Source organism: Promicromonospora sp. NPDC059942, from assembly GCF_042731755.1.
In the GTDB taxonomy this organism is placed as follows: domain Bacteria; phylum Actinomycetota; class Actinomycetes; order Actinomycetales; family Cellulomonadaceae; genus Promicromonospora.
This window is the reverse complement of sequence record NZ_JBHWLR010000034.1, coordinates 13075-32316: the sequence shown is the minus strand read 5'-3', so window position 1 is coordinate 32316 and position 19242 is coordinate 13075. Positions and strand designations below refer to the sequence as shown.

The window sequence follows — 19242 nt, the reverse complement described above, 5'->3', positions numbered from 1 at the left end:
TTGGTTTGTAGATGGCGTCTCCCCCGGGCCGGTGGGGTTGGGGCAGACGATGGCGTGGCTGTCCGGGCGGCCCCTCGCCCCACCGCCGTCCGGCTACTTCGCGAAGGTGACGTCCTTCAGCGCGTACTCGCCGTCCACGCGCGGCTCCCACGCGATGTCGGGGCTCACCGCGTAGTCGGCCATCGGGGTGTAGAGCGGGATCAGATAGGCGTTGTCCCAGTTCGCCTGGGACAGCTCGGCGAACACGGCCTCGCGGTCGGCGCCGTCGACCGTGCGCTGCTCCTCGACCAGCGCCTGCGTCTCGGGCGACTTCGCGTAGTCGTTCTGGCCGCCGGCGAAGAAGTTCGTGGCGGGCATGTCGGCGTCCATCGTGGTGGGCGCCCACGTGTTGAGGTAGAGGCCCTCCATGTTCACGGTGCCGTAGATCTTGTTCGAGAGGCTCGCCTGGTCCATCCCGACGAGCTCGACCTTGATGCCGACGGCGTCGAGGTAGCCGGCGATCGCCTGCGCCACCTCGGAGCTGAGCGGGATACGGCCGTCGGTCGCGTACTCGAACGGGATCGCCTCGCCGTCGTACGACGACTGCGCGAGCAGGTCCTTGGCTGCCTCGGGATCGTAGCCGGGCGCCTCGGCGTCCGCCGCGTGGCCCGTGACGTTGGGCGCGACGGGCTGGTCGTTCGCGACGGCCCGGCCGCCGAGGGCCTGCGCCACGAGCTCCTCCTTGTCGATCGCGAGCTGGACCGCGCGGCGCACGAGCGGGTCCTTGAGCGCGCCCTTCGTGGAGTTGGTGCCGAGGAAGATCACGCCGTTCGACTCCCGCGACGCGATCTCGGCCCCCGAGCCGTCCACCGCGGAGACCTGGTTGGGCGAGATGAGCGCGACGTCCAGGCTGCCCGCGATGACGCCGTTCAGGCGCGCCTCCTCGTCGGCGACGGTCTGGAAGGTGAGCGTGTCCACCTCCGGGGCGCCGCCCCAGTAGTCGTCGTTGCCCTCCAGCACGTACTCGACGCCGCGGGTCCAGCTCACGTACGTGAACGGCCCCGAGCCCACCGGCGCCTCGACGAAGCCCTCCGGGCCGAGCTCGGTGTAGACGTCCTCGGGCACGATCGACACCGAGGTGGTGATCGACGGCCACGGCGAGAACGGGGAGCTCAGCGCGAACACGACGGTCGTGTCGTCCGTCGCCTCCGCCGACTCCAGCATGCCCATGTAGCCGCGGATGTCGGAGTCGGGCGTGGCGAGCACCTGGTTGTAGCTGAACGCGACGTCCTCGGCCGTCAGGGGCTCGCCGTTGTGGAAGGTGACGTCGTCCCGCAGCGTGAACGTCCACTCGGTGAAGTCGTCGTTCGGCGTCCATGCGGTCGCCACGGACGGCTCGATCTCGCCGTCGGCGTTGAGCGTGGTGAGCTGGTCGTAGAGGTTGTAGTAGTAGTTGAAGCCGGCCAGCGAACCCTCCACGAGCGGGTCGGGCTGCCGCTCGGGCTCGGTGACGGCGCCGACGGTCAGGTCGTGCGAGACGGCGGCGGAGCCGCTGGCGGCGGAGCAGCCGCTGAGGGCGAGGGCGGCCACGAGGGCGACAGCGGCGGCAGGTCGGGTGCGGTGTCGGAGCATGCTGCGTTCCTTACGGTTCGGGAGTCAGGGGCGGGGCGGCGCGCCGGGGCGCAGGTACGGGTCGGGGTGCGGGATCGACGCCAGGAGGGACGCGGTGTACGGGTGCCGCGGCGCGTCGAAGATCTGGTCGCGGTCGCCGGTCTCGACGATGCGGCCCTGCCGCATCACCGCGACCCGGTCGGACAGGTGGCGCACGACGGCGAGGTCGTGGGCGATGAACAGGTACGACAGGCCGAGCCGCTCCTGCAGGTCCATCAGCAGGTTCACCACCTGCGCCTGCACCGAGACGTCGAGCGCGGAGACGGGCTCGTCGAGCACGAGGATCTCGGGGCGCAGCGCGAGCGCCCGGGCGATGCCGATGCGCTGGCGCTGGCCGCCGGAGAACTGCGCCGGACGGCGGTCCTGCACGTCGGCGTCGAGGCCCACCTCGGCCAGCAGCTCCACGACCCGCTCGGGCGCGTACCGGCCGGCGATGCGCAGCGGTTCCGCCACGATGTCGTGCACGCGCATGCGCGGGTCGAGCGACGAGTACGGGTCCTGGAAGACGAGCTGGACGCTGCTGAGCACCTTGCGGCGCGCCGCCGGCGCGAGCCCCTGCATGCGCTGCCCGAGGATCGAGACCGAGCCGGACGCCGGGGTGTTCAGCCCGAACACCGTGCGCACGAGCGTGGACTTGCCGCAGCCCGACTCCCCCACCAGCCCGAGCGTCTCGCCGCGGCCGAGCGTGAGGCTCACGCCGTCGACGGCGTGCACCACGCTGCGGCCGCGCAGGCCGCGGCGGGAGGTGAACCGCACGTGCAGGTCGTCGATCTCCAGGACGGCGCTCATGCGGTCACCGCCCGGGCGAACTCGCGCGTGCGGTCGGCGTGGTGGCACGCGGACTCGTGCGTGACGTCGTGGCCGCCGGTGTCGCCCGCCCCGCCGTCCGCCGCAGGCCGCAGCTCGGGCCGCGTGGTGCCGCACAGCTCGGACCGCGCCGGGAGCTCGCAGCGGGTCGCGAACGCGCACCCGGGCGGGCGGCGGGTCGGCGCGGGCGGCGACCCGGGGATGGCGTACGCGCGCGACCCGGCCCGCTCGGCCGACAGCAGGCTGCCGAGCAGCCCGGCGGTGTACGGGTGCCGCGCCTCGTCGAAGACGGTCCACACCGTGCCGCGCTCCACGATCCGGCCGGCGTACATGATGCAGATCTCGTCGGCGACCTGCGCCACGAGGCCGAGGTCGTGCGTGATGAGCACCATCGCGGCGCCCGACGTCGCCCGCGCGTCGGCGAGCACGTCCATGATCTGCGCCTGGATGGTCACGTCGAGCGCCGTGGTGGGCTCGTCGGCGATCAGCAGGGCGGGCCGGTTCGCCATGGCCATCGCGATCACGGCGCGCTGGCGCATGCCCCCCGACCACTGGTGCGGGTAGCTCCGGGCGCGCTCGGCGGGGTCGGGCACGCCCACCTCGGTGAGCAGCTCCTCGACGCGGGCCAGCACCTGCGCGCGCGGCGTGCGTGGGTGGTGGGCGCGGACGGCGCGGGCGATCTGCGCGCCGACCCGCTTGACGGGGTTGAGCGCAGTCATCGGGTCCTGGAAGACCATGGCGAGCTCGTTGCCGCGCAGCGCCCGCAGCTCGCGCTCGGGCAGGGTGAGCAGGTCCTGGCCGCGGAACCGCACGGTGCCGGAGAACACCTCGAGCCCCTCGGGCAGCAGGCCGAGCACGGCCGCCATGGTCAGGCTCTTGCCCGAGCCGGACTCGCCGACCAGGCAGAGCACCCGCCCCTCGTGCACGGTGAAGCCGACGCCGTCGACGAGGCGCACCTCGGCGCCGTCGGCGTCGCGGTAGCCGACCGAGAGGTCGTCCACGCGGAGCAGCACTGGCGTGGTCATGTGGTCCTCACTTCCGTCGCCGCGCCGGGCGCAGGTCGCGCTCGGCCGTGAATCGCTGGCTGATCAGGTTGGTGCCGATCACGACCAGGAAGATCGCGATGCCGGGCACCACCGAGAGGTAGGGCGCCTGCCGGATGTACTTCTGGCCCTCGCTGATGAGCAGGCCCCAGCTCGGCACGGGCGGCTGCACCCCGAGGCCGAGGTAGTCGAACGAGCTCGTGAGCAGCAGCACCGCCCCGATGTCGCTGGACGCGAGGATGAGCATCTGCACCGCGACGCCCGGGGCGATGTGGCGGCTGATGGTCCAGGTGGCGGAGGCGCCCTGGATACGCGGGACGAGCACGAAGTCGCGGTCGCGCAGGGTCATGGCCGTGCCGCGCGCCACCCGGGCGTAGCCCACCCAGTAGGTGGCCGCGAGCGTGATGACCATGAGCCACACGCTCGGACCCACGGCCGCGGACAGGGCGATGAGCACGAGGATGACGGGCATCGCGAGCTGCACGTCGGCCCAGCCCATGAGCACGTTGTCGAGACGGCCGCCGTGGTAGCCCGCGAGCAGTCCGACGACCATGCCGATGATCGCGTTGACGACCACCACCAGCAGCACGATGCCGAGCGAGACGAGCCCGCCGAGGGCCAGGCGGCTCGCCAGGTCGCGGCCGAGCATGTCGGTGCCGAGCGGGTGGGCGGCGTCGGTCAGCGGCGGCACGAACGCGCGCGACAGGTCCTGCGCGTACGGCGCGTAGAGCGGCAGGAGCGGGGTGACCACACAGAAGAGCACGACGGCGGCCACGAGCACGACGCCCGTCCGCTCCAGCGGGGTGAGGCCGGCAGCCACGGCGGCGACGCATGCCGCCGCCGGCTTCCTGACCCGGTCGGTGTCCTGGGCCGGGTCCTGGGCGGTGTACGTCGTCATGCGCGCCTCACTCTCGGGTCGATGAGCGCGCTCGCGGCGTCGACCAGCAGGTTGGACAGGATGAACAGGGCGGCGACGACGATCAGCCCCGACTGCACGACCGGGAAGTCGCGCGAGTAGACGGCGCTGAGCATGAGCTGACCCATGCCCGGCCAGGCGAAGACGTTCTCGACGATCACCAGGCCGCCGAGGAACGAGCCCAGGTTGATCGCGGCGATGGTGAGCACCGGCAGGGACGCGTTGGGCAGCAGCTCGCCCACCACCACGCGGAACCGGTTCTCGCCGCGCGCCACCGCCGTGCGCGCGTAGTCGAGCCGCCCCTGCTCGGACAGGGAGTTGTCGAGCAGCCGGGTGTACACCACGAACTGTGCGGTGGCGATGGTCAGCGCCGGCATGACGATCGCCAGCGGGTCCCGGTTGCCGAGCGAGGGCAGCCAGCCCAGCGTCACCGAGAACACGAGCACGAGCAGCAGCCCGAAGAAGAAGTCGGGAATGGCCTGCCGCGCCGAGCCGAGGCCGAGGAACGTGGTGCGCAGCGTGCGGCTGCGCGCGAGGTGCGTGGTGATGGTCGCGGCGAACGCCAGCACGAGCCCGAGCGCGAGCCCGATCGCCCCCAGGCTGAGCGACGCGGGCAGCCGCTCCAGCACGAGGTCCATCGACGAGACGCCGGCCTGCCGGTACGAGTCGCCGAAGTCGCCGCCGAGGATGCCGCGCAGGTACTCGACGTACTGCACCGGCAGCGGCTGGTCGAAGCCGAGCCGCGTGTTCAGCTCGTCGATCTGCTCCCGGGTCGCGTTCTCGGTCAGGAGCAGCGCGGCGGGGCTGCCGCTCAGGCGGCCGAGCAGGAACGCGACGGTGACGACCACGAAGATCGTCGCGAGCGCCTGCAGCGTTCGGGTGACGAGAAATCTCGCCATGGAGCACTCACCCCCTTCGAGGTTGTTCGAAGTGATCTGTATACAGATTGGGCTGAATTTGTTTCATCTGCGTATCGGTCGGTTTCGGGTGAGTGAAACCTCCGAACCGGGCTCGAAGGGCTTGTGACCTCGGAGAATCCCTGGAATTATGCGAGAGTTTCCGGCCCTTCGGTGTGCGGGACAGTGGCTGCGGAGGCGCGCGACACGGGCCGACGCGGACCACGATCGACCAAGGGTCTGGCTATCTGGGATACAGAAACGAGTTCAGGAGGTCGCATGACCACACGCGTGCTCACGTCGGAGCAAGTGGAAGGACTGGTGGAGCCGGCAGGGCTCCTCGCCTCGCTCGACCAGGCGCACCGCTGGCTCGCGGCCGGGCTGGCGGTCCAGCCCGCACCCCACGCCCTCCGGGCACCGGGCGACCGCACCGCGGACGGGCCGGCGGTCGTGCCCATGACCTCGTTCGCCCCGGAGCTCGGGCTGTTCGCGATCAAGGTGCTCGCCGACCGCCCCCGCAACCGCGCCGCCGGGCTGCCCGCCCAGCGCTCCACGATCTCGGTCTACTCGGCCGAGACCGGCGAGTGCGTCGGCCTCCTCGACGGGCGCGCCGTCACCCGGCTGCGCACCGCCGCCGTGACCGCGCTCGCCACCCGCGCGCTGGCCCGTCCCGGCGCCGGCACGGTCGCCCTGCTCGGGGCGGGCGCGCTCGCCCACGAGCACGCCCTCGCGCTCGCCCACGTGCTGGACCTCGACGAGGTCCGGGTGTGGTCTCGCTCGGCGGTCCGGGGCGGCGAGCTCGCCGACTCGCTCAAGGCCGCCGGCCTGCCCGCGACCTCGACCGTCGACGCGCGCGCCGCCGTCGACGGGGCCGACGTCGTCTGCACGCTCACCCCGGCCGAGACGCCGCTCCTGCGGGCGGACTGGCTCTCCCCCGGCACCCACGTGAACGCCGTCGGCTCACCGCCCCGGCCCGAGTTCTCGGAGGTGCCGCCCGAGGTCTTCGCCCGCGCCGCCGTCACCGTCGTGGACGCGCGGGCCGTGGCGCTCGCCGACTCGGGCAACGTCCGCAACGCGATCGCGGCGGGCGCGCTGCGGGAGGCCGACCTCGTGGAGCTCGGCGAGGTGCTGGTCGGCCACGCCCCGGGGCGCACGGACGCGTCCGGTGTCACGGTGTTCAACTCCGTCGGGATCGGGCTGCAGGACCTCGCCGCCGCCGACCACGTGCTGCGTCGGGCGGCGGACGCCGAGGCTGGGACGATGGTGCGCACGCGGGCCTGAGCCCGGCGCGCCCGTCCCCGCCGCAGTCCGTCCCCACCCCCGTCCTTGAGGAGCCGCCCCGATGACCGAACCGCAGCCCGGGCTCGGCGAGCCGCTGTCGGCGCAGATGTACCAGACCCTGCGCCGCGGCATCATCCTGGGCGACTACCCGCAGGGTTCCGCGCTCAAGGAGGCCCGCCTCGCCGACGAGCTCGACGTGTCGCGCATCCCCATCCGCGCGGCGATCCCGCACCTGGAGAACGAGGGCTTCCTGACGACGGCGCCGCGGCGCAGCGCCCGCGTCACCACCTGGACGGGGCGCGCCGTCAACGAGCTGTTCGACGTGCGCCTCTCGATCGAGTCGCTGGCCGCCCGCCAGGCGGCCACCGCGGTGCGCGAGGGCGCGAGCACGGCCGCGCTCACCGCGTCCCTCGACCTCGCGCACGCGGCCGTGGCGAGCGGCGACCGCCTGGAGATCGCCGAGGCGCACACGACGTACCACGAGCGGGTCGTGGAGCTGGCCGGCAACGAGCTGCTGGCCTCGATCATGCGCGGCGTGCTGGGTCGCATGACGTGGCTGTTCTACCTCACCGCGGCGCGGGACCCCGCCGGGCAGTCGCACGAGCACGACGAGCTGCTGGAGGTCATCGCGTCCGGCAACGACCGGCTCGCCGAGTCGGTCGCGTTCGCGCACATCGAGAAGGGGCGGGCGCCCTCGCTCGGCATCCTGCTGCGCGACGAGTGAGGCCCGGCCGGGCGGGCGCGGGCGGCGGCGAAAATCCGTGGCCCGCGATGGCGGCCGGGGTGTTTCCTGACGCCACCGACCGCCGCCGCAGCGGCCGTCGTCCCGACCGTGAGGTGCCCGCATGATCGTCGTCTCCGCAGCCTCCGGCGCCCTCGGCCGGCTCGTCGTCGCCGCACTGCTGGCGCGCGTGCCCGCGGGCCGGGTCGTGGCCGCCGTCCGGGACCCGGCCCGCGTGGCCGACCTGGCCGCACGCGGCGTCGTGGTGCGGCGCGGCGACTACGACGACCCCGGCAGCCTGCGCCTCGCGTTCGAAGGGGCCGACCGGCTGCTGCTCATCTCCTCCCCCGAGCTCGACACGGGCCGGCGGACCAAGCAGCACCTGGCCGCGATCGAGGCCGCTGTCGCCCAGGGGGTCGGCGCGATCGCCTACACCAGCTTCCTGGGCGCCGACCGCGGCGGCGACGGCATGAACGCCGCCCACCACGCCACCGAACGCGCCCTGCTGGACAGCGGCGCCGCGCACACGGTCCTGCGCCACCCGTTCTACACCGACGCCTTCGTCGAGGCCGGGATCGGCGCGGTCGCCGGGTCCGGCCGGCTCGTCAGCGCGGCCGGCGGGCGCGGCCTCAACACCGTCACGCGGGCCGACCTGGCCGACGCGGCCGCCGCCGTCCTGACCGGCGACGGGCACGCGGGCCGCGCCTACGACCTGACCGGACCCCTGTGGACGTACCCGCAGCTCGCCGCGGCGATCGGGGACGCCACCGGCCGGCCGGTCGTCCACGAGGAGGTGGACGCCGTCCCCGGCCCGATGGGCTTCCTCATGGCGCTGGCCCGCTCCGGGGCCCTGGAACGCCAGACCGGCGACCTGCACCACCTGCTCGGCCGGCCGCCGACGAGCCTGCAGCAGGCCGTCACCGATGCCCTGGAAACCCACTCGGCCGGCGCACTTTCGGAGGGCGCCGAATCGGATTGAGGGACGGGCCGGGCGGTGCGACAGTGGCAGGGAGGAGGAAGCGTATGACCGACTCGCTCGCTGTCGAGGCGCGAGGCCTCGTCAAGCACTTCACCAGCCGCAAGTCCGTCACCAAGGCCGTCGACGGGATCGACCTCTCGATCGCCGAGGGCAGCGTCTTCGGCCTGCTGGGCCCCAACGGCGCGGGCAAGACCACCGTGGTCCGGATGCTCGCCACCCTGCTGCGGCCCGACGCCGGCACCGCGACCGTGCTGGGCCACGACGTGGTGCGCGACGCCGACGCCGTCCGCTCCGCCGTCGGCCTGACCGGGCAGTACGCGTCCGTGGACGAGGACCTGACCGGCACCGAGAACCTGCTCATGCTCGCCCGGCTCTACGGCTTCGCGCCGGCCGCCGCCCGGCGGCGCGTGGAGGGCCTGCTGGAGGCGTTCGACCTGGCCGACGCCGGGTCCCGCCAGGTCAAGACCTACTCCGGCGGCATGCACCGGCGCATCGACCTCGCCGCGTCGCTCGTGCTCGCCCCGCGCGTGCTGTTCCTGGACGAGCCGACCACCGGCCTCGACCCGCGCAGCCGCAACCAGGTGTGGGACATCGTGCGGGTGCTCGTGGACGACGGCGCCACCGTGCTGCTCACCACCCAGTACCTCGACGAGGCGGACCAGCTCGCGGACCGCATCGCCGTCGTCGACCGCGGGCTCACCGTCGCAGAGGGCACCGCGAGCGACCTCAAGCGGTCGGTCGGCGAGGGCGCCGTGCACCTGCGCGTCGCCGAGGTGTCCGAGCGCGCCCGGGCCGCCGAGATCACGGAGCGCGTCCTGCGCACCGAGGCCACCTTCGGCTCCGACCCGCACACCATCGCCGCGCGCGTGCCCGACGACGGCGCCGACGCCGTCCCCCGGCTGCTGCCGGCGCTGGCCGAGGCCGGGATCAGCGTGCCCGAGTTCACGCTGGGCCAGCCGAGCCTGGACGAGGTGTTCCTCGCCCTGACGGGCCAGCCCCTGCCCGACGAGGAGGCGTCCACCGACGGGACCCCCGCCGAACCGGGCGCGCGCCGGACCACGGAGGCGTCCCGATGACCACGACCACCCTGCGCGAGGCCGTCGCCCTCACGGACCGCCCGTCCCGCCCGTCGGCCGTGGGGACCACGCTGACGTTCGGCTGGCGCGCGCTGCTGAAGATCAAGCACGTGCCCGAGCAGCTCTTCGACGTGCTGGTCTCGCCCATCATCTTCACGCTGATGTTCACGTACCTGTTCGGCGGGGCGCTGGCCGGCTCCACGCAGGCGTACGTCCAGTTCCTGCTGCCCGGCATCCTGGTGCAGACCATCCTGTTCGTGACGATCTACACCGGCTACACGCTCAACAACGACATCTCCAAGGGTGTCTTCGACCGGTTCCGGTCGCTGCCCATCTGGCGGCCGTCGCCCGTCGTCGGCGCTCTGCTGGGCGACACCGTGCGCTACACGATCGCCTCGGTCATCACGATCTCGCTCGGCCTGCTGCTCGGCTTCCGGCCCGACGGCGGGTTCCTGGGCGTGGTGCTCGGGGTGCTGCTCCTGCTGGTGTTCGCCTTCGCGCTGAGCTGGACCTTCATCATCCTCGGGCTGCTGGTGCGCTCGCCCAACGCCGTGATGGGCATCTCGATGCTGGTGCTCATGCCGCTCACGTTCGCCTCCAACGTCTTCGTGGACCCCGCCACCATGCCGTCCGGCCTGCGCGCGTTCGTCGAGGTCAACCCCGTGAGCCACCTGGTCACCGCGGTGCGCGGCCTGATGGCGGGCAGCGCCGACACCTCCGAGATCCTCTGGGTGCTGATCGCGTCCGCCGCCCTCACGGCCGTGCTGGGCCCGATCGCGATGCACATCTACCGCACGAAGTCCTGACTCGTTGACGTGCGCGGACACCGGTAACTAGCCTCCGGGGTGGCCGGTGGTGTGCTCCACGGCGACTGCCGGCTCCTTGGCCCCGAACAAAGGAGTTCCGCCATGAGCACCCCGATCTCCCGCCGCACCGTGCTCGTCTCCGGCGCCGCCGTCGGCGCCTCCGCCCTGCTGGGCGCACCCGCCGCCGCCGCGAGCGCCCCGGTCTCCACGGGGCGCGGCCACAAGGACGCCCTCGTGACTCCGGTCGCCGAGGTGCTCGACGGCGGCGAACAGGTGACCTCGCTCGTCGTGTCCGCCCACCAGCTGAGCCGCGTGGAGCGGTCGTCGCTGACGGCGTCGACGTTCACCGTGCACGTCACGGCCACCAACCCGCTGACCGGGCTGGTCGCCTACGAGCAGGACCGGGTGGTCACGGCCGCGGGCTGGACGCGCCGCGGCGAGATCCTCCTGGAGCTGGAGCACGGGTGGGGGGTGGACGGCGGCAGCACGCTGCAGTACCTGGGCGCGTACGGCCGCAACGTGGTCCTCGACCTCGACCACGCCGTGACGCAGGTCGAGCCGCTGCGCGGCCGGGGCGGGGGCGGCGCGGTCGTGCTGGACTCGTTCCGCCAGGACCGGCTGTCCGACCCGGAGGTCGACGCGTTCGGCTACCACGCGACCGCGTCAGGCCTGAACTATCGGCTGTTCGCCCCGGCGCGCCGGCGTGGCCGGGACCGCGCGGCGCTCGTCGTCTGGCTGCACGGCGGCGGCGAGGGCGGCCTCATCAACGACCAGTACCACTACTACGACAACGAGACGCAGCTGCGGGCCAACCGGGGCGCGCTCGGTTTCGCCACGCCGGAGGCCCAGGAGATCTTCGGCGGCGCCTACGTGCTGGCTCCGCAGGCGACGTCGGCCTGGATGCAGGACGGCGACGGCTTCGCGCCGCTCGTGCTGGAGGCGATCGAGGAGGTCGCGGCGGCGCACCGGATCGACCCGAGCCGCGTCCACGTGGTCGGCTGCTCGAACGGCGGGTACATGTCGCTGAAGATGGTCGCCGAGTACGGGGACGTGTTCGCGACCTCCGCGCCGATCTGCTGCGGCATCGGCCCCCGCGACGGCTCAGGCACCTACTTCATCTCCGACGCCGAGCTCGCCGCGACCACCACGCCCACGTGGCTCGTGGCCTCGGCCGACGACACCACGCTGAACGCCCAGGCCAACACCGTCTACGCCCACGAGCGGATCGACGGCTCGATCATGAGCCTGTACGAGAACGTCACGTGGGACGGGAACACCTACCCCGGGCACTGGTCGTGGATCTACGTCGCCCGGAACGACCCGCGCCACGACGGCACGAGCATCTGGGAGTGGATGGCGTCCACGCGGCGCTGAGCGACCTTGATTGACGAGTGACCGTGCGCCCACTAATAATGGGCGCATGGTCACTATCGGGTCGTCGCACGACGAGCTGCCCAGGGGAACCGCAGGACCGGCCGAGGTCCTCGTCGTCGGCGCGGGGCCCGTGGGCCTCGCGCTGGCGTGCGACCTCGCCCGCCGCGGCGTCGGCGTACGGATCATCGACCGCGCCGACGCCCACCCGGTCGGGACCCGCGCCCGCGGAGTCCGCGCCCGCACGCAGGAGGTGTTCGAGGACCTCGGCGTGTTTTTGCGGGTTGTTGCGGCCCCTCCGGTGCCTCCCCCCCCCCCTCCCTCCCCCACCCCCTTTCGTGGGGGCTGGCCTTTTCGCCAAAAAAACCCGCCCCCCAAAAAACACCCCCCCCACTCAACTGATGGGGGAGGTCAGTCGAGCGGGGAGATGCTCATCTCGCCCGCCGGGCCCTGGCGGTACGCCGTGAAGTAACCGTCCGTCGCCAGCGCGTTGTTCGCCGTGTCGTCGAGGTAGCTCCACACCGGTTCGCCGTCCACGCGCAGCACCACGCGGATGCCGCCCTCGACGTCGACGGCGCCGAACGTGACCTCGTGCGTCGAGTTCGGCTCGATCACCGTGTTCGGGAACACGTCGATCATGAAGACGTCGGGCTTCCACCGCTGCATCTCGATGACGTCCTCCTTGATGACCACCAGGTACCCCGAGTTGCTGTTGGTCCACACGGGGTTGCCGGCGGACTTCGACCGCACCGAGAAGCCGAACCAGCCCCCGTTGAAGTCGCCGAACGAGGTGTCGAACCGCAGCAGCTCGTCACCGAACGTCGCCGGGGCGAACCCGGACGCGCTGCGCGGCGCCAGGTGCGCCGCCCCGTCCGTGACGGTCACCCCGCCGGACGGCGCCCACGCCGCCGCGTCGAGGATCTCGGCGCCCAGGTCGGTCACGGGGTGGTCGGCCGCCTGCACGGTCACCGCGGACGACGCCGACAGGCCCGGCACCGCCGTCGACGTCGCGGAGATCGTCGCGGTGCCGGCCCCGACGCCGCGGACGGTGCCGTCGTCGGCCACGGTGGCCACCGCCTCGTCGCTGGACGTCCACTCCAGGCCGGTGCGGGTCGCGTCGGCCGGCGTGAACGTGGCGTCGAGCTCCCGGGTCTCGCCGGGCTCGATCGTGGCGGCCGACGGCGCGAGCGTCACGCTCGTGGGGTCCACCCCCACCAGCGAGAACGTCACGTCGTCGAAGTCCAGCGCCGTGAAGCCCTGGACGTAGAAGCCGACCTTGCCGGCCGCCGCGGGCGCGGGGTTGGCGCCCTCCACGACCGCGTCGCCGTCGAGCAGCACCCGGACGCCGTCCGGCGTGACGACCACGCGCACGTCGTACTGCGTGCCGGGCGCCAGGCCCTCGCCCGCGGGCAGGGTCACCTGCTTCACCGTGCCCCACGCGGAGTCGAAGATGGTCCATGTGGACCCGGCCGCCGCGTGCCGGTACCGGACGTAGCCGCCGGGCGTGGCGCCCGTGCGGTCGTAGACCAGCAGCTGCCCGCCCTCGGGCACGTCGGCCGGCGTGGTGACCGTGAAGTCGAGCGCGTAGGTCGAGAACTGCCGGTCGAGCTGGGTGTTGGCGCCGTTCTTGATGCGCAGCACGTGGTCGCCCGTGCCGTCGTCGACGATCGCCCGGTTGGCGTCGGTGGGCCAGCCGTTCGCGCCCGACTCGAAGTCGGTCGAGTGCAGCACGCCGTCGCCCGCGGCCACGGTGACCGCCATCTCGTCGCGGATGCCCGGGTCGGCCTTCGACTCCACGGTCACGACCAGCTCGCCCGGCCCGATCGCGGTGAGCACGCCCGCCGCGCTGACCGTCGCGACCTCCGGGTCGCTGGAGGCGTAGGTGACGGCCTGGTCGGTCGCGTTCCACGGCACGGCCTGCGCCGCGACGGACAGCTCGTCGCCGAGCGTGATCGTGAGCTGGTCGCCGGGCAGCGCCAGGGACTCCAGCGCCACCTCGTCCGGCGTCTGCGACTGGCCCACGTGCCCGTCCGTGCCGATCTCGTCGAACGGGATGGCCTCGAAGCCGGGGATCTGGTCGAAGACGGCGGCGTCCGCGGTGAAGGAATAGTCGCCGTTCGCGGCGTCGACGAAGCCGGGGTCGGCGTCCGTCACCCAGTTGTCCCCGTAGTTCAGCAGGTTCTTCGTGTCCAGCGCTCCCTCGGCGTTGACGTCCGGGTTCCGGGTGCGGTTCGGGTTCCAGATCACGTTCCGGTCGAACGAGCTGTGGTCCGGGAAGTAGTGGTTGTCCTCGAAGAAGTGCCCCAGCTCGGGGTACTTCGTCAGGTAGGGCGTGCCGGCGAAGTCGCCGTTGTCGGCGAACACCTTCTGCCACTTGGGCAGGTACACCCGGTCGACGGTGTTGCCCTCGCCGTCGCCCATCCACTGCGTGTAGTTGTCGTACGGCACCGTGGTGTCGACGAACACGTTGTTCACGGCGTCGATGTAGTCGGCCGAGCCGGACTTGATCGCGTCGTTGCCCATGTTCACGAACACGTTCTGCTCGATGTTCAGGTCCCACGTGAAGTTGTCGGCGTAGATGCCCTCGACGCCGTGCTTGGTCAGGCCCACGTCGTGGAAGTAGTTCTGCCGGAACACGTGGCCGCGCTGCTGCGGCGTCTCGCCCGAGTTCATGTAGATGGCGCCGAGATCCTGGAACGTCTTGCAGACGTCGTACACCTCGTTCTGCTCGAACAGGTGGTCGTTGCCGTGCACGATGATCCCCGGGTGCGGGGCGTCGTTGATCTCGTTGCCGCGCGCCACGTTGCCCACCCCGTCGAACATCACGCCCGGGTTGTAGGCCTTGTGGTAGTAGGCGAAGTCGTGGATGTGGGAGTCCTCGACGCGGTTGTTGCCCGGCGCGAGGGTGGTCTTGTTCCCGCCCTGCAGCACCACGCCGACGCCGCCCACGTGGCGGATGTCGTTCGAGACGACGGCGTGGTCGGTGCCGCCGCGGTTCACGGGGATCCCGTCGTACGTGTACCGGCCGGGGGAGTTGATGAGCACCCCGCCGTCGGTGAAGTTCTGGACGTCGCTGTTCGAGATCGTCACGTGGCTGCCGCCGAGGATGACCGCGGCGTTCGCGCGCCCGTAGTCGAGCACCAGGTCGTCGAACGTCACGTACGACGTGCCGTCCGTGCGGATCATCGGCTCGTCGAGCGTCGTGACCACGGGCGCGCCCCGCTCCGCGAGGAACGACGCGTTCGGCACCAGGTACAGGACGCCGGTGTCCCGGTCGATGAAGTACTCGCCGGGGGCGTCGAGCTCCTCCAGCAGGTTCTGGGCGAAGTGGAAGTCGGGGTACCAGGTCTTCATCAGGCCCGACATCTCGCCGTAGCGCAGCGTGATGGTCCGGGCGTCGGTGTCGATCGACTCGATCTTGTTGTACGACCACTCCCAGCTCTGGCCGAAGATGCCGTCGAGCCAGATGTCGTCGGCCTGGCCCCAGTGCTGCGGCCGGTCGTAGGAGTAGCTGAACGTGCCGCCGCGGTCCTGCAGGTCGGCGTCGTCCTTCGTGGGGCCGGCGTCGACGATCTTGTTCATCTGCACGGTGTCCTGGACGGCCCCCGCGTTGGGCCAGCGGGCGAGCGTCATGTCCTGGCCGTCGACGTACAGCTCCATGGGCGGGGTGGTGCTGACGTCGTTGGCCTTCCAGTACCCGTGCCGGCTGAGCTGGCCGTAGTCGTCGATGCCCAGCTCGCCCAGGTCGATCTGGAGGATGTCGTCGCGGGCCGACGTCTCGATCACGCGGTCGAGCACGGCCTGGTCGGTCACGGGGGAGAAGCCGTCGTAGGGCAGCTCCTTGCCGCCGGAGATCGTGGCGGTCTCGCCCGGGTAGGAGCGGTAGGTGACGGGCGCGGCGGCGGTGCCCGAGTCCTCGGCGCCGAGGGTGAACGACGCCGAGCGTTCGTACGTGCCCTCCCGCAGGTAGACGGTCACGCCGTCGGCCGGGAGGTTGCCCGCCGCCCGGAGCGCGCGGATGGCGTCGCGCGCCGCCTCCAGCGTGGCGAGCGGCGCGGCCTCGGTGCCGGCGGCGCCGTCGTCGCCGTCCGGCGCGAGGTAGATCGTGCCCCGCGCGCCGGGGGCGTGCGGGCCCTTGCCGGGCTTGCCGGGCTTCGGCTTGCCATGCCCCTTCCCGGGGCCTTTGCCGGGGTCCTTGCCCGGCCCCTTGCCCGGCCCCTTGTCGACGGTGGTCGTGGTGACTGACGCGTGCTGAGCCCCGGTCTGCTGCGGGGCTGCCGTGGCGGCCGCGCTGGTGGCAGTCGCGCCGACGACGCACGTGGCGACGGCGGCGGCGAGCAGGGCTGACAGATGTCGCTTCATTGCGAGTGCTCCGACCTCTTCGGTGATGGTCATGGACTGCGGGTCGTCCTCGACCCGCGGCTGGCAGCGGGAGCGATGCTACATTAATCGATAATCGCTGACAATGAATGAGAGGCGTTCGGACGCCGCCGCGCCAGGTACGGTCGGACCCGTTCATCACACGAAGGAGTGCTTCATGACCAGCAGCGGTATCACCGGCGGACAGGCCGAACGACTCGTCTTCGTCGGGGACTCGATCACCGACGCCGGCCGCGACCGCGCGGACGCCGGGTCGCTCGGCGACGGCTACGTCAGCCTCGTGGCGGCCGACCTGCCCGGCGCCGAGGTGCGCAACGTCGGCATCGGCGGCGACCGCGCCGTCGACCTGGAGGCGCGCTGGGAGCGCGACGTCGCCGGCACCGCACCCGACGTGCTCAGCGTGTACGTGGGGGTCAACGACACCTGGCGCCGCTTCGACAACGACGACCCGACGAGCGCCGAGGACTTCGAGGCCACCTACCTGCGCCTCCTGGACCGGGTGCCCGGCAGCCCGCGCCTGGTTCTCGTCGAGCCGTTCCTCCTGCCGGTGCGGCCGGAGCAGCACGACTGGCTCGACGACCTCGCCGGCAAGCGGGAGGTCGTCGCGCGCCTCGCGGAGCAGGCGGGCGCCGCCCTGGTGCCGCTGCACTCCCTGCTCACCGCCGCCGCGGACGCCACGGGGGCCGGCGGGACGGAGGGCGCCGTCGCCCTCGCCCCCGACGGCGTGCACCCCACGCCCGCGGGGTCGCGCATCATCGCCGACGCCTGGCTCGCGGCCTACCGCTCCGGTGCACAAACGATTGTCGATAATGCCGCTAGGCTGGGTGGATGACTGATGCGTTGAGCGGGATCTCGGGCCTCGAGCGCGGGCTGCTGTCCGACCAGATCTACGACCTGGTCAAGTCGATGATCAAGTCGTCGCAGCTGGCCCCGGGCGAGCAGCTCGTGGAGTCCCAGCTGGCCCGCCGACTGCGCGTGAGCCAGGCCCCCGTGCGCGACGCGCTCAAGCAGCTCGCGCACGAGGGCCTGGTGACGCACGTGCGGCACCAGGGCAACTTCGTGACCAAGCACTCCGACGAGGAGGCCCAGCAGGCCAAGCAGGCCCGCGTGGCGCTGGAGGCGCTCGCGGGCCGGCTGGCCTGCGGGCGGCTCACGCCCGAGACCCGGGCGCGGCTCGAGGAGGTCATCGTCGCCATGCACGGCACGGTCGACGCGCAGGACCTGCCCGCGTTCCGCGAGCTCGACTTCGGGTTCCACCGCGCCGTCATCGAGGCCAGCGGCAACACCTACCTGCCGCGCATGTGGGACATCATCGAGCCGAGCCTGCGCTCCATGCACCTGCTCGGCGACCCCGAGTTCACCGGCGACTGGCACGAGGTCGCCGACTGGCACCGCAGTCTGCTCGACGTCCTGGACGGGGGCGACGCCGACGCCGCCTCGGCCCTCTTCGAGGCGCACGCCGCGGGGACCCTGCTCGACGCCGACGCCGACGCCGACGCCGACGACGCGGGCTGAGCCCGAAGCCAGAACAAAACGGGACAAGACAGGCTCACCCCCTCCAAAGGCTAGCCCGGCGAGGCATATTCGTTACGATTCGCGTGTGAGATCGGGGTGGTTCGAGGAGGCGACGGCACGCAGCGCCGTCGGTCGCGAGGCCTGGACCGTCGCGTGGGAGGCCACCCCGCTCGGTCCGCCGAGCGCATGGCCGGAGTCGCTGCGCCACGCCGTGCGGCTGTGCTTCTCGACGCGGTTCCCGGTGATGATGGTCTGGGGCCCGGACCTCACGCTCATCTACAACGACGGCTACCGGGACATGCTCGGCACCGACAAGCACCCCGCCGCGCTGGGCGCGCCCGCCCGGGTCGTCTGGGCCGAGATCTGGGACGACATCGGCCCGCTGTTCGACACCGTGCTGACCACGGGGGAGCCGACGCTCAGCCACGACATGTACCTGCTGATGAACCGGTCGGGGTACGCCGAGGAGACCTACTTCACCTTCTCCTACAGCCCGTTGTCGGACGACGACGGCCGGGTCGTGGGTGTGCTCGACATCGCGACCGAGACGACGCGCGAGGTGGTGAACCAGCGGCGGCTGGCCGTGCTCGGCGAGGTGCACGCGGCCCTGCCCGCGACGTTCACCGACCTGCGGTCCTTCGCCCTGCCCGTGATCGGCGTGCTGGCCGCCAGCGCGGACGTCGCCCGGGTCGCGGTCTACGCCGCGAGCGGCCCCGAGGTGGTCCTGGAGTCCGGTGGCGCCCCGGACCAGAGCGAGCTGCGCCTCGTGGTCCGCGCACTCGCTTCCGGCCGGCGCCAGGTCGTCCCGGGCATGGTGGTCACGCCCGTGCGGTCCGGCCAGGGGAGCGGCGTCATCGCCGCGCTCGTCCTGTGCGGCACGGAGGTGCGGCCCTGGGACGCCGACTACGCCCGCTTCATGATGGTGCTGTCGACGACGGTCGCCGCCGCGCTGCGCGACGTCGTCCGGCGCCGGGTGCACGACGACGCCCTGCGGCTGCGGGCCGTGCACTCGGAGGAGGAGCGGGCCCGGGCCACCGAGGTGTCCCTGGCGCTGCAGCAGGCCGTGCTGACCGACCCGCCGCAGATCGACGACCTGGAGGTGGTCGTGCACTACCAGCCGGCCGCGGTCGAGCGGGACATCGGGGGCGACTGGTACGACGCGTTCACGCGGCGGGACGGCGCGACCACCGTGGTGATCGGCGACGTGATCGGGCACGACCTCGACGCCGCCGTCGCGATGGGGCAGATCCGCTCCCTGGTGCGGGCCATCGGCTACGACAGCCAGGAGACGCCCGCGCGGGTGCTGGAGCGCGTCGACGCGGCCATCGACGGCCTCGCTCTCGGGAGCTCCGCGACGGCCACCGCGCTGGTGGCGTGCGTCGAGCAGCCGGCCGCCCGTGGCGGGGACCAGGCGCGCACGGTGCGGTGGTCCAGCGCCGGCCACCTGCCGCCGATCCTGGTCCGGGCCGACGGCACGAGCGAGATCCTCCGGGTCCGCAACGACCTGCTGCTCGGCATGGACTCCGGGGCGTCGCGCCGCGACCATGCCGTCGACCTCCGCCCCGGCGACACCCTGCTGCTCTACACCGACGGGCTGGTCGAGCGGCGGGACAGCGGCCTGCGTGCCCGCCTGGACCAGCTCGCCAAAGTGCTCGAGGGAAGCCACGGGGCGGACCTGGGCACCGTCGTCGAGAGCGCCCTGACCGGCATGCTGTCCGCCACGGACGACTCCACGGTCGACGACGACGTCGCGATCGTGGCGGTCCGCGCCGGAACACGGCCCGAGGCTCCCGGGCGGTGA

General features: G+C 72.4%; 16 protein-coding genes. 10 read left to right on the top strand and 6 right to left on the bottom strand.

The window, feature by feature from the left end; genetic code table 11:
• Positions 1-93 precede the first annotated feature (93 nt).
• From ACFV9Q_RS28230 to ACFV9Q_RS28210, 5 genes are read right to left on the bottom strand one after another with little or no spacing between them, the layout of a single operon-like run.
• Complete coding sequence (locus ACFV9Q_RS28230; RefSeq protein ID WP_377237150.1) at positions 94-1611, bottom strand: ABC transporter substrate-binding protein; 1518 nt, start codon at positions 1609-1611, stop codon at positions 94-96.
• A 24-nt stretch (positions 1612-1635) separates the two neighbouring features.
• Positions 1636-2439, bottom strand: coding sequence for an ATP-binding cassette domain-containing protein (locus ACFV9Q_RS28225; RefSeq protein WP_377237149.1), 804 nt, complete (start codon positions 2437-2439; stop codon positions 1636-1638).
• A complete protein-coding gene (locus ACFV9Q_RS28220) occupies positions 2436-3482 on the bottom strand; it encodes an ABC transporter ATP-binding protein (RefSeq protein WP_377237148.1) in 1047 nt (348 codons plus the stop codon). The genes ACFV9Q_RS28225 and ACFV9Q_RS28220 overlap by 4 nt, the downstream gene beginning before the upstream one ends.
• A 7-nt stretch (positions 3483-3489) precedes the next feature.
• The gene (locus ACFV9Q_RS28215) at positions 3490-4398 is read right to left on the bottom strand and encodes an ABC transporter permease (protein ID WP_377237147.1); all 909 of its coding nucleotides are present in this window, start codon (positions 4396-4398) and stop codon (positions 3490-3492) included.
• A complete protein-coding gene (locus tag ACFV9Q_RS28210) occupies positions 4395-5315 on the bottom strand; it encodes an ABC transporter permease (protein ID WP_285102001.1) in 921 nt (306 codons plus the stop codon). The genes ACFV9Q_RS28215 and ACFV9Q_RS28210 overlap by 4 nt, the downstream gene beginning before the upstream one ends.
• 276 nt (positions 5316-5591) lie before the next feature.
• On the opposite strand from ACFV9Q_RS28210, the gene ACFV9Q_RS28205 reads away from it, so the two are divergent.
• The 7 genes from ACFV9Q_RS28205 to ACFV9Q_RS28175 all read left to right on the top strand — a co-directional run bounded on the left by ACFV9Q_RS28205 (position 5592) and on the right by ACFV9Q_RS28175 (position 12018).
• Positions 5592-6593 (top strand): ornithine cyclodeaminase family protein, encoded by a 1002-nt coding sequence (locus ACFV9Q_RS28205; protein ID WP_377237146.1) that lies wholly within the window; start codon positions 5592-5594, stop codon positions 6591-6593.
• Between the two features lie 61 nt (positions 6594-6654).
• Entirely contained in the window at positions 6655-7317 is a 663-nt protein-coding gene (locus ACFV9Q_RS28200; RefSeq protein ID WP_377231157.1) for a GntR family transcriptional regulator, read from the top strand.
• Positions 7318-7438: 121 nt separating this feature from the next.
• On the top strand, positions 7439-8293 hold the full coding sequence (locus ACFV9Q_RS28195) for an NAD(P)H-binding protein (RefSeq protein WP_377237145.1): 855 nt from the start codon (positions 7439-7441) through the stop codon (positions 8291-8293).
• A gap of 44 nt (positions 8294-8337) precedes the next feature.
• The gene (locus ACFV9Q_RS28190) at positions 8338-9369 is read left to right on the top strand and encodes an ATP-binding cassette domain-containing protein (protein WP_377237144.1); all 1032 of its coding nucleotides are present in this window, start codon (positions 8338-8340) and stop codon (positions 9367-9369) included.
• The gene (locus tag ACFV9Q_RS28185; RefSeq protein WP_377231154.1) at positions 9366-10175 is read left to right on the top strand and encodes an ABC transporter permease; all 810 of its coding nucleotides are present in this window, start codon (positions 9366-9368) and stop codon (positions 10173-10175) included. The genes ACFV9Q_RS28190 and ACFV9Q_RS28185 overlap by 4 nt, the downstream gene beginning before the upstream one ends.
• 102 nt (positions 10176-10277) lie before the next feature.
• Entirely contained in the window at positions 10278-11549 is a 1272-nt protein-coding gene (locus ACFV9Q_RS28180) for a prolyl oligopeptidase family serine peptidase (protein WP_377237143.1), read from the top strand.
• Positions 11550-11595: 46 nt separating this feature from the next.
• Positions 11596-12018: an FAD-dependent monooxygenase gene (locus tag ACFV9Q_RS28175; RefSeq protein ID WP_377237142.1), complete on the top strand. Its 423-nt coding sequence runs from the start codon at positions 11596-11598 to the stop codon at positions 12016-12018.
• Here the strand turns inward: ACFV9Q_RS28175 and ACFV9Q_RS28170 are convergent.
• Positions 11958-15908: an Ig-like domain-containing protein gene (locus ACFV9Q_RS28170; protein ID WP_377237141.1), complete on the bottom strand. Its 3951-nt coding sequence runs from the start codon at positions 15906-15908 to the stop codon at positions 11958-11960. The two genes, ACFV9Q_RS28175 and ACFV9Q_RS28170, sit on opposite strands and share 61 nt — an antisense overlap.
• A gap of 175 nt (positions 15909-16083) precedes the next feature.
• Here ACFV9Q_RS28170 and ACFV9Q_RS28165 point away from each other — a divergent pair, with 175 nt between their 5' ends.
• The 3 genes from ACFV9Q_RS28165 to ACFV9Q_RS28155 all read left to right on the top strand — a co-directional run bounded on the left by ACFV9Q_RS28165 (position 16084) and on the right by ACFV9Q_RS28155 (position 19242).
• Positions 16084-16758, top strand: a complete 675-nt coding sequence (locus tag ACFV9Q_RS28165; protein WP_377237140.1) for an SGNH/GDSL hydrolase family protein — start codon at positions 16084-16086, stop codon at positions 16756-16758.
• Positions 16755-17441 (top strand): GntR family transcriptional regulator, encoded by a 687-nt coding sequence (locus ACFV9Q_RS28160; protein WP_377237139.1) that lies wholly within the window; start codon positions 16755-16757, stop codon positions 17439-17441. The genes ACFV9Q_RS28165 and ACFV9Q_RS28160 overlap by 4 nt, the downstream gene beginning before the upstream one ends.
• Positions 17442-17526: 85 nt before the next feature.
• Positions 17527-19242, top strand: a complete 1716-nt coding sequence (locus tag ACFV9Q_RS28155) for a SpoIIE family protein phosphatase (protein WP_377237138.1) — start codon at positions 17527-17529, stop codon at positions 19240-19242.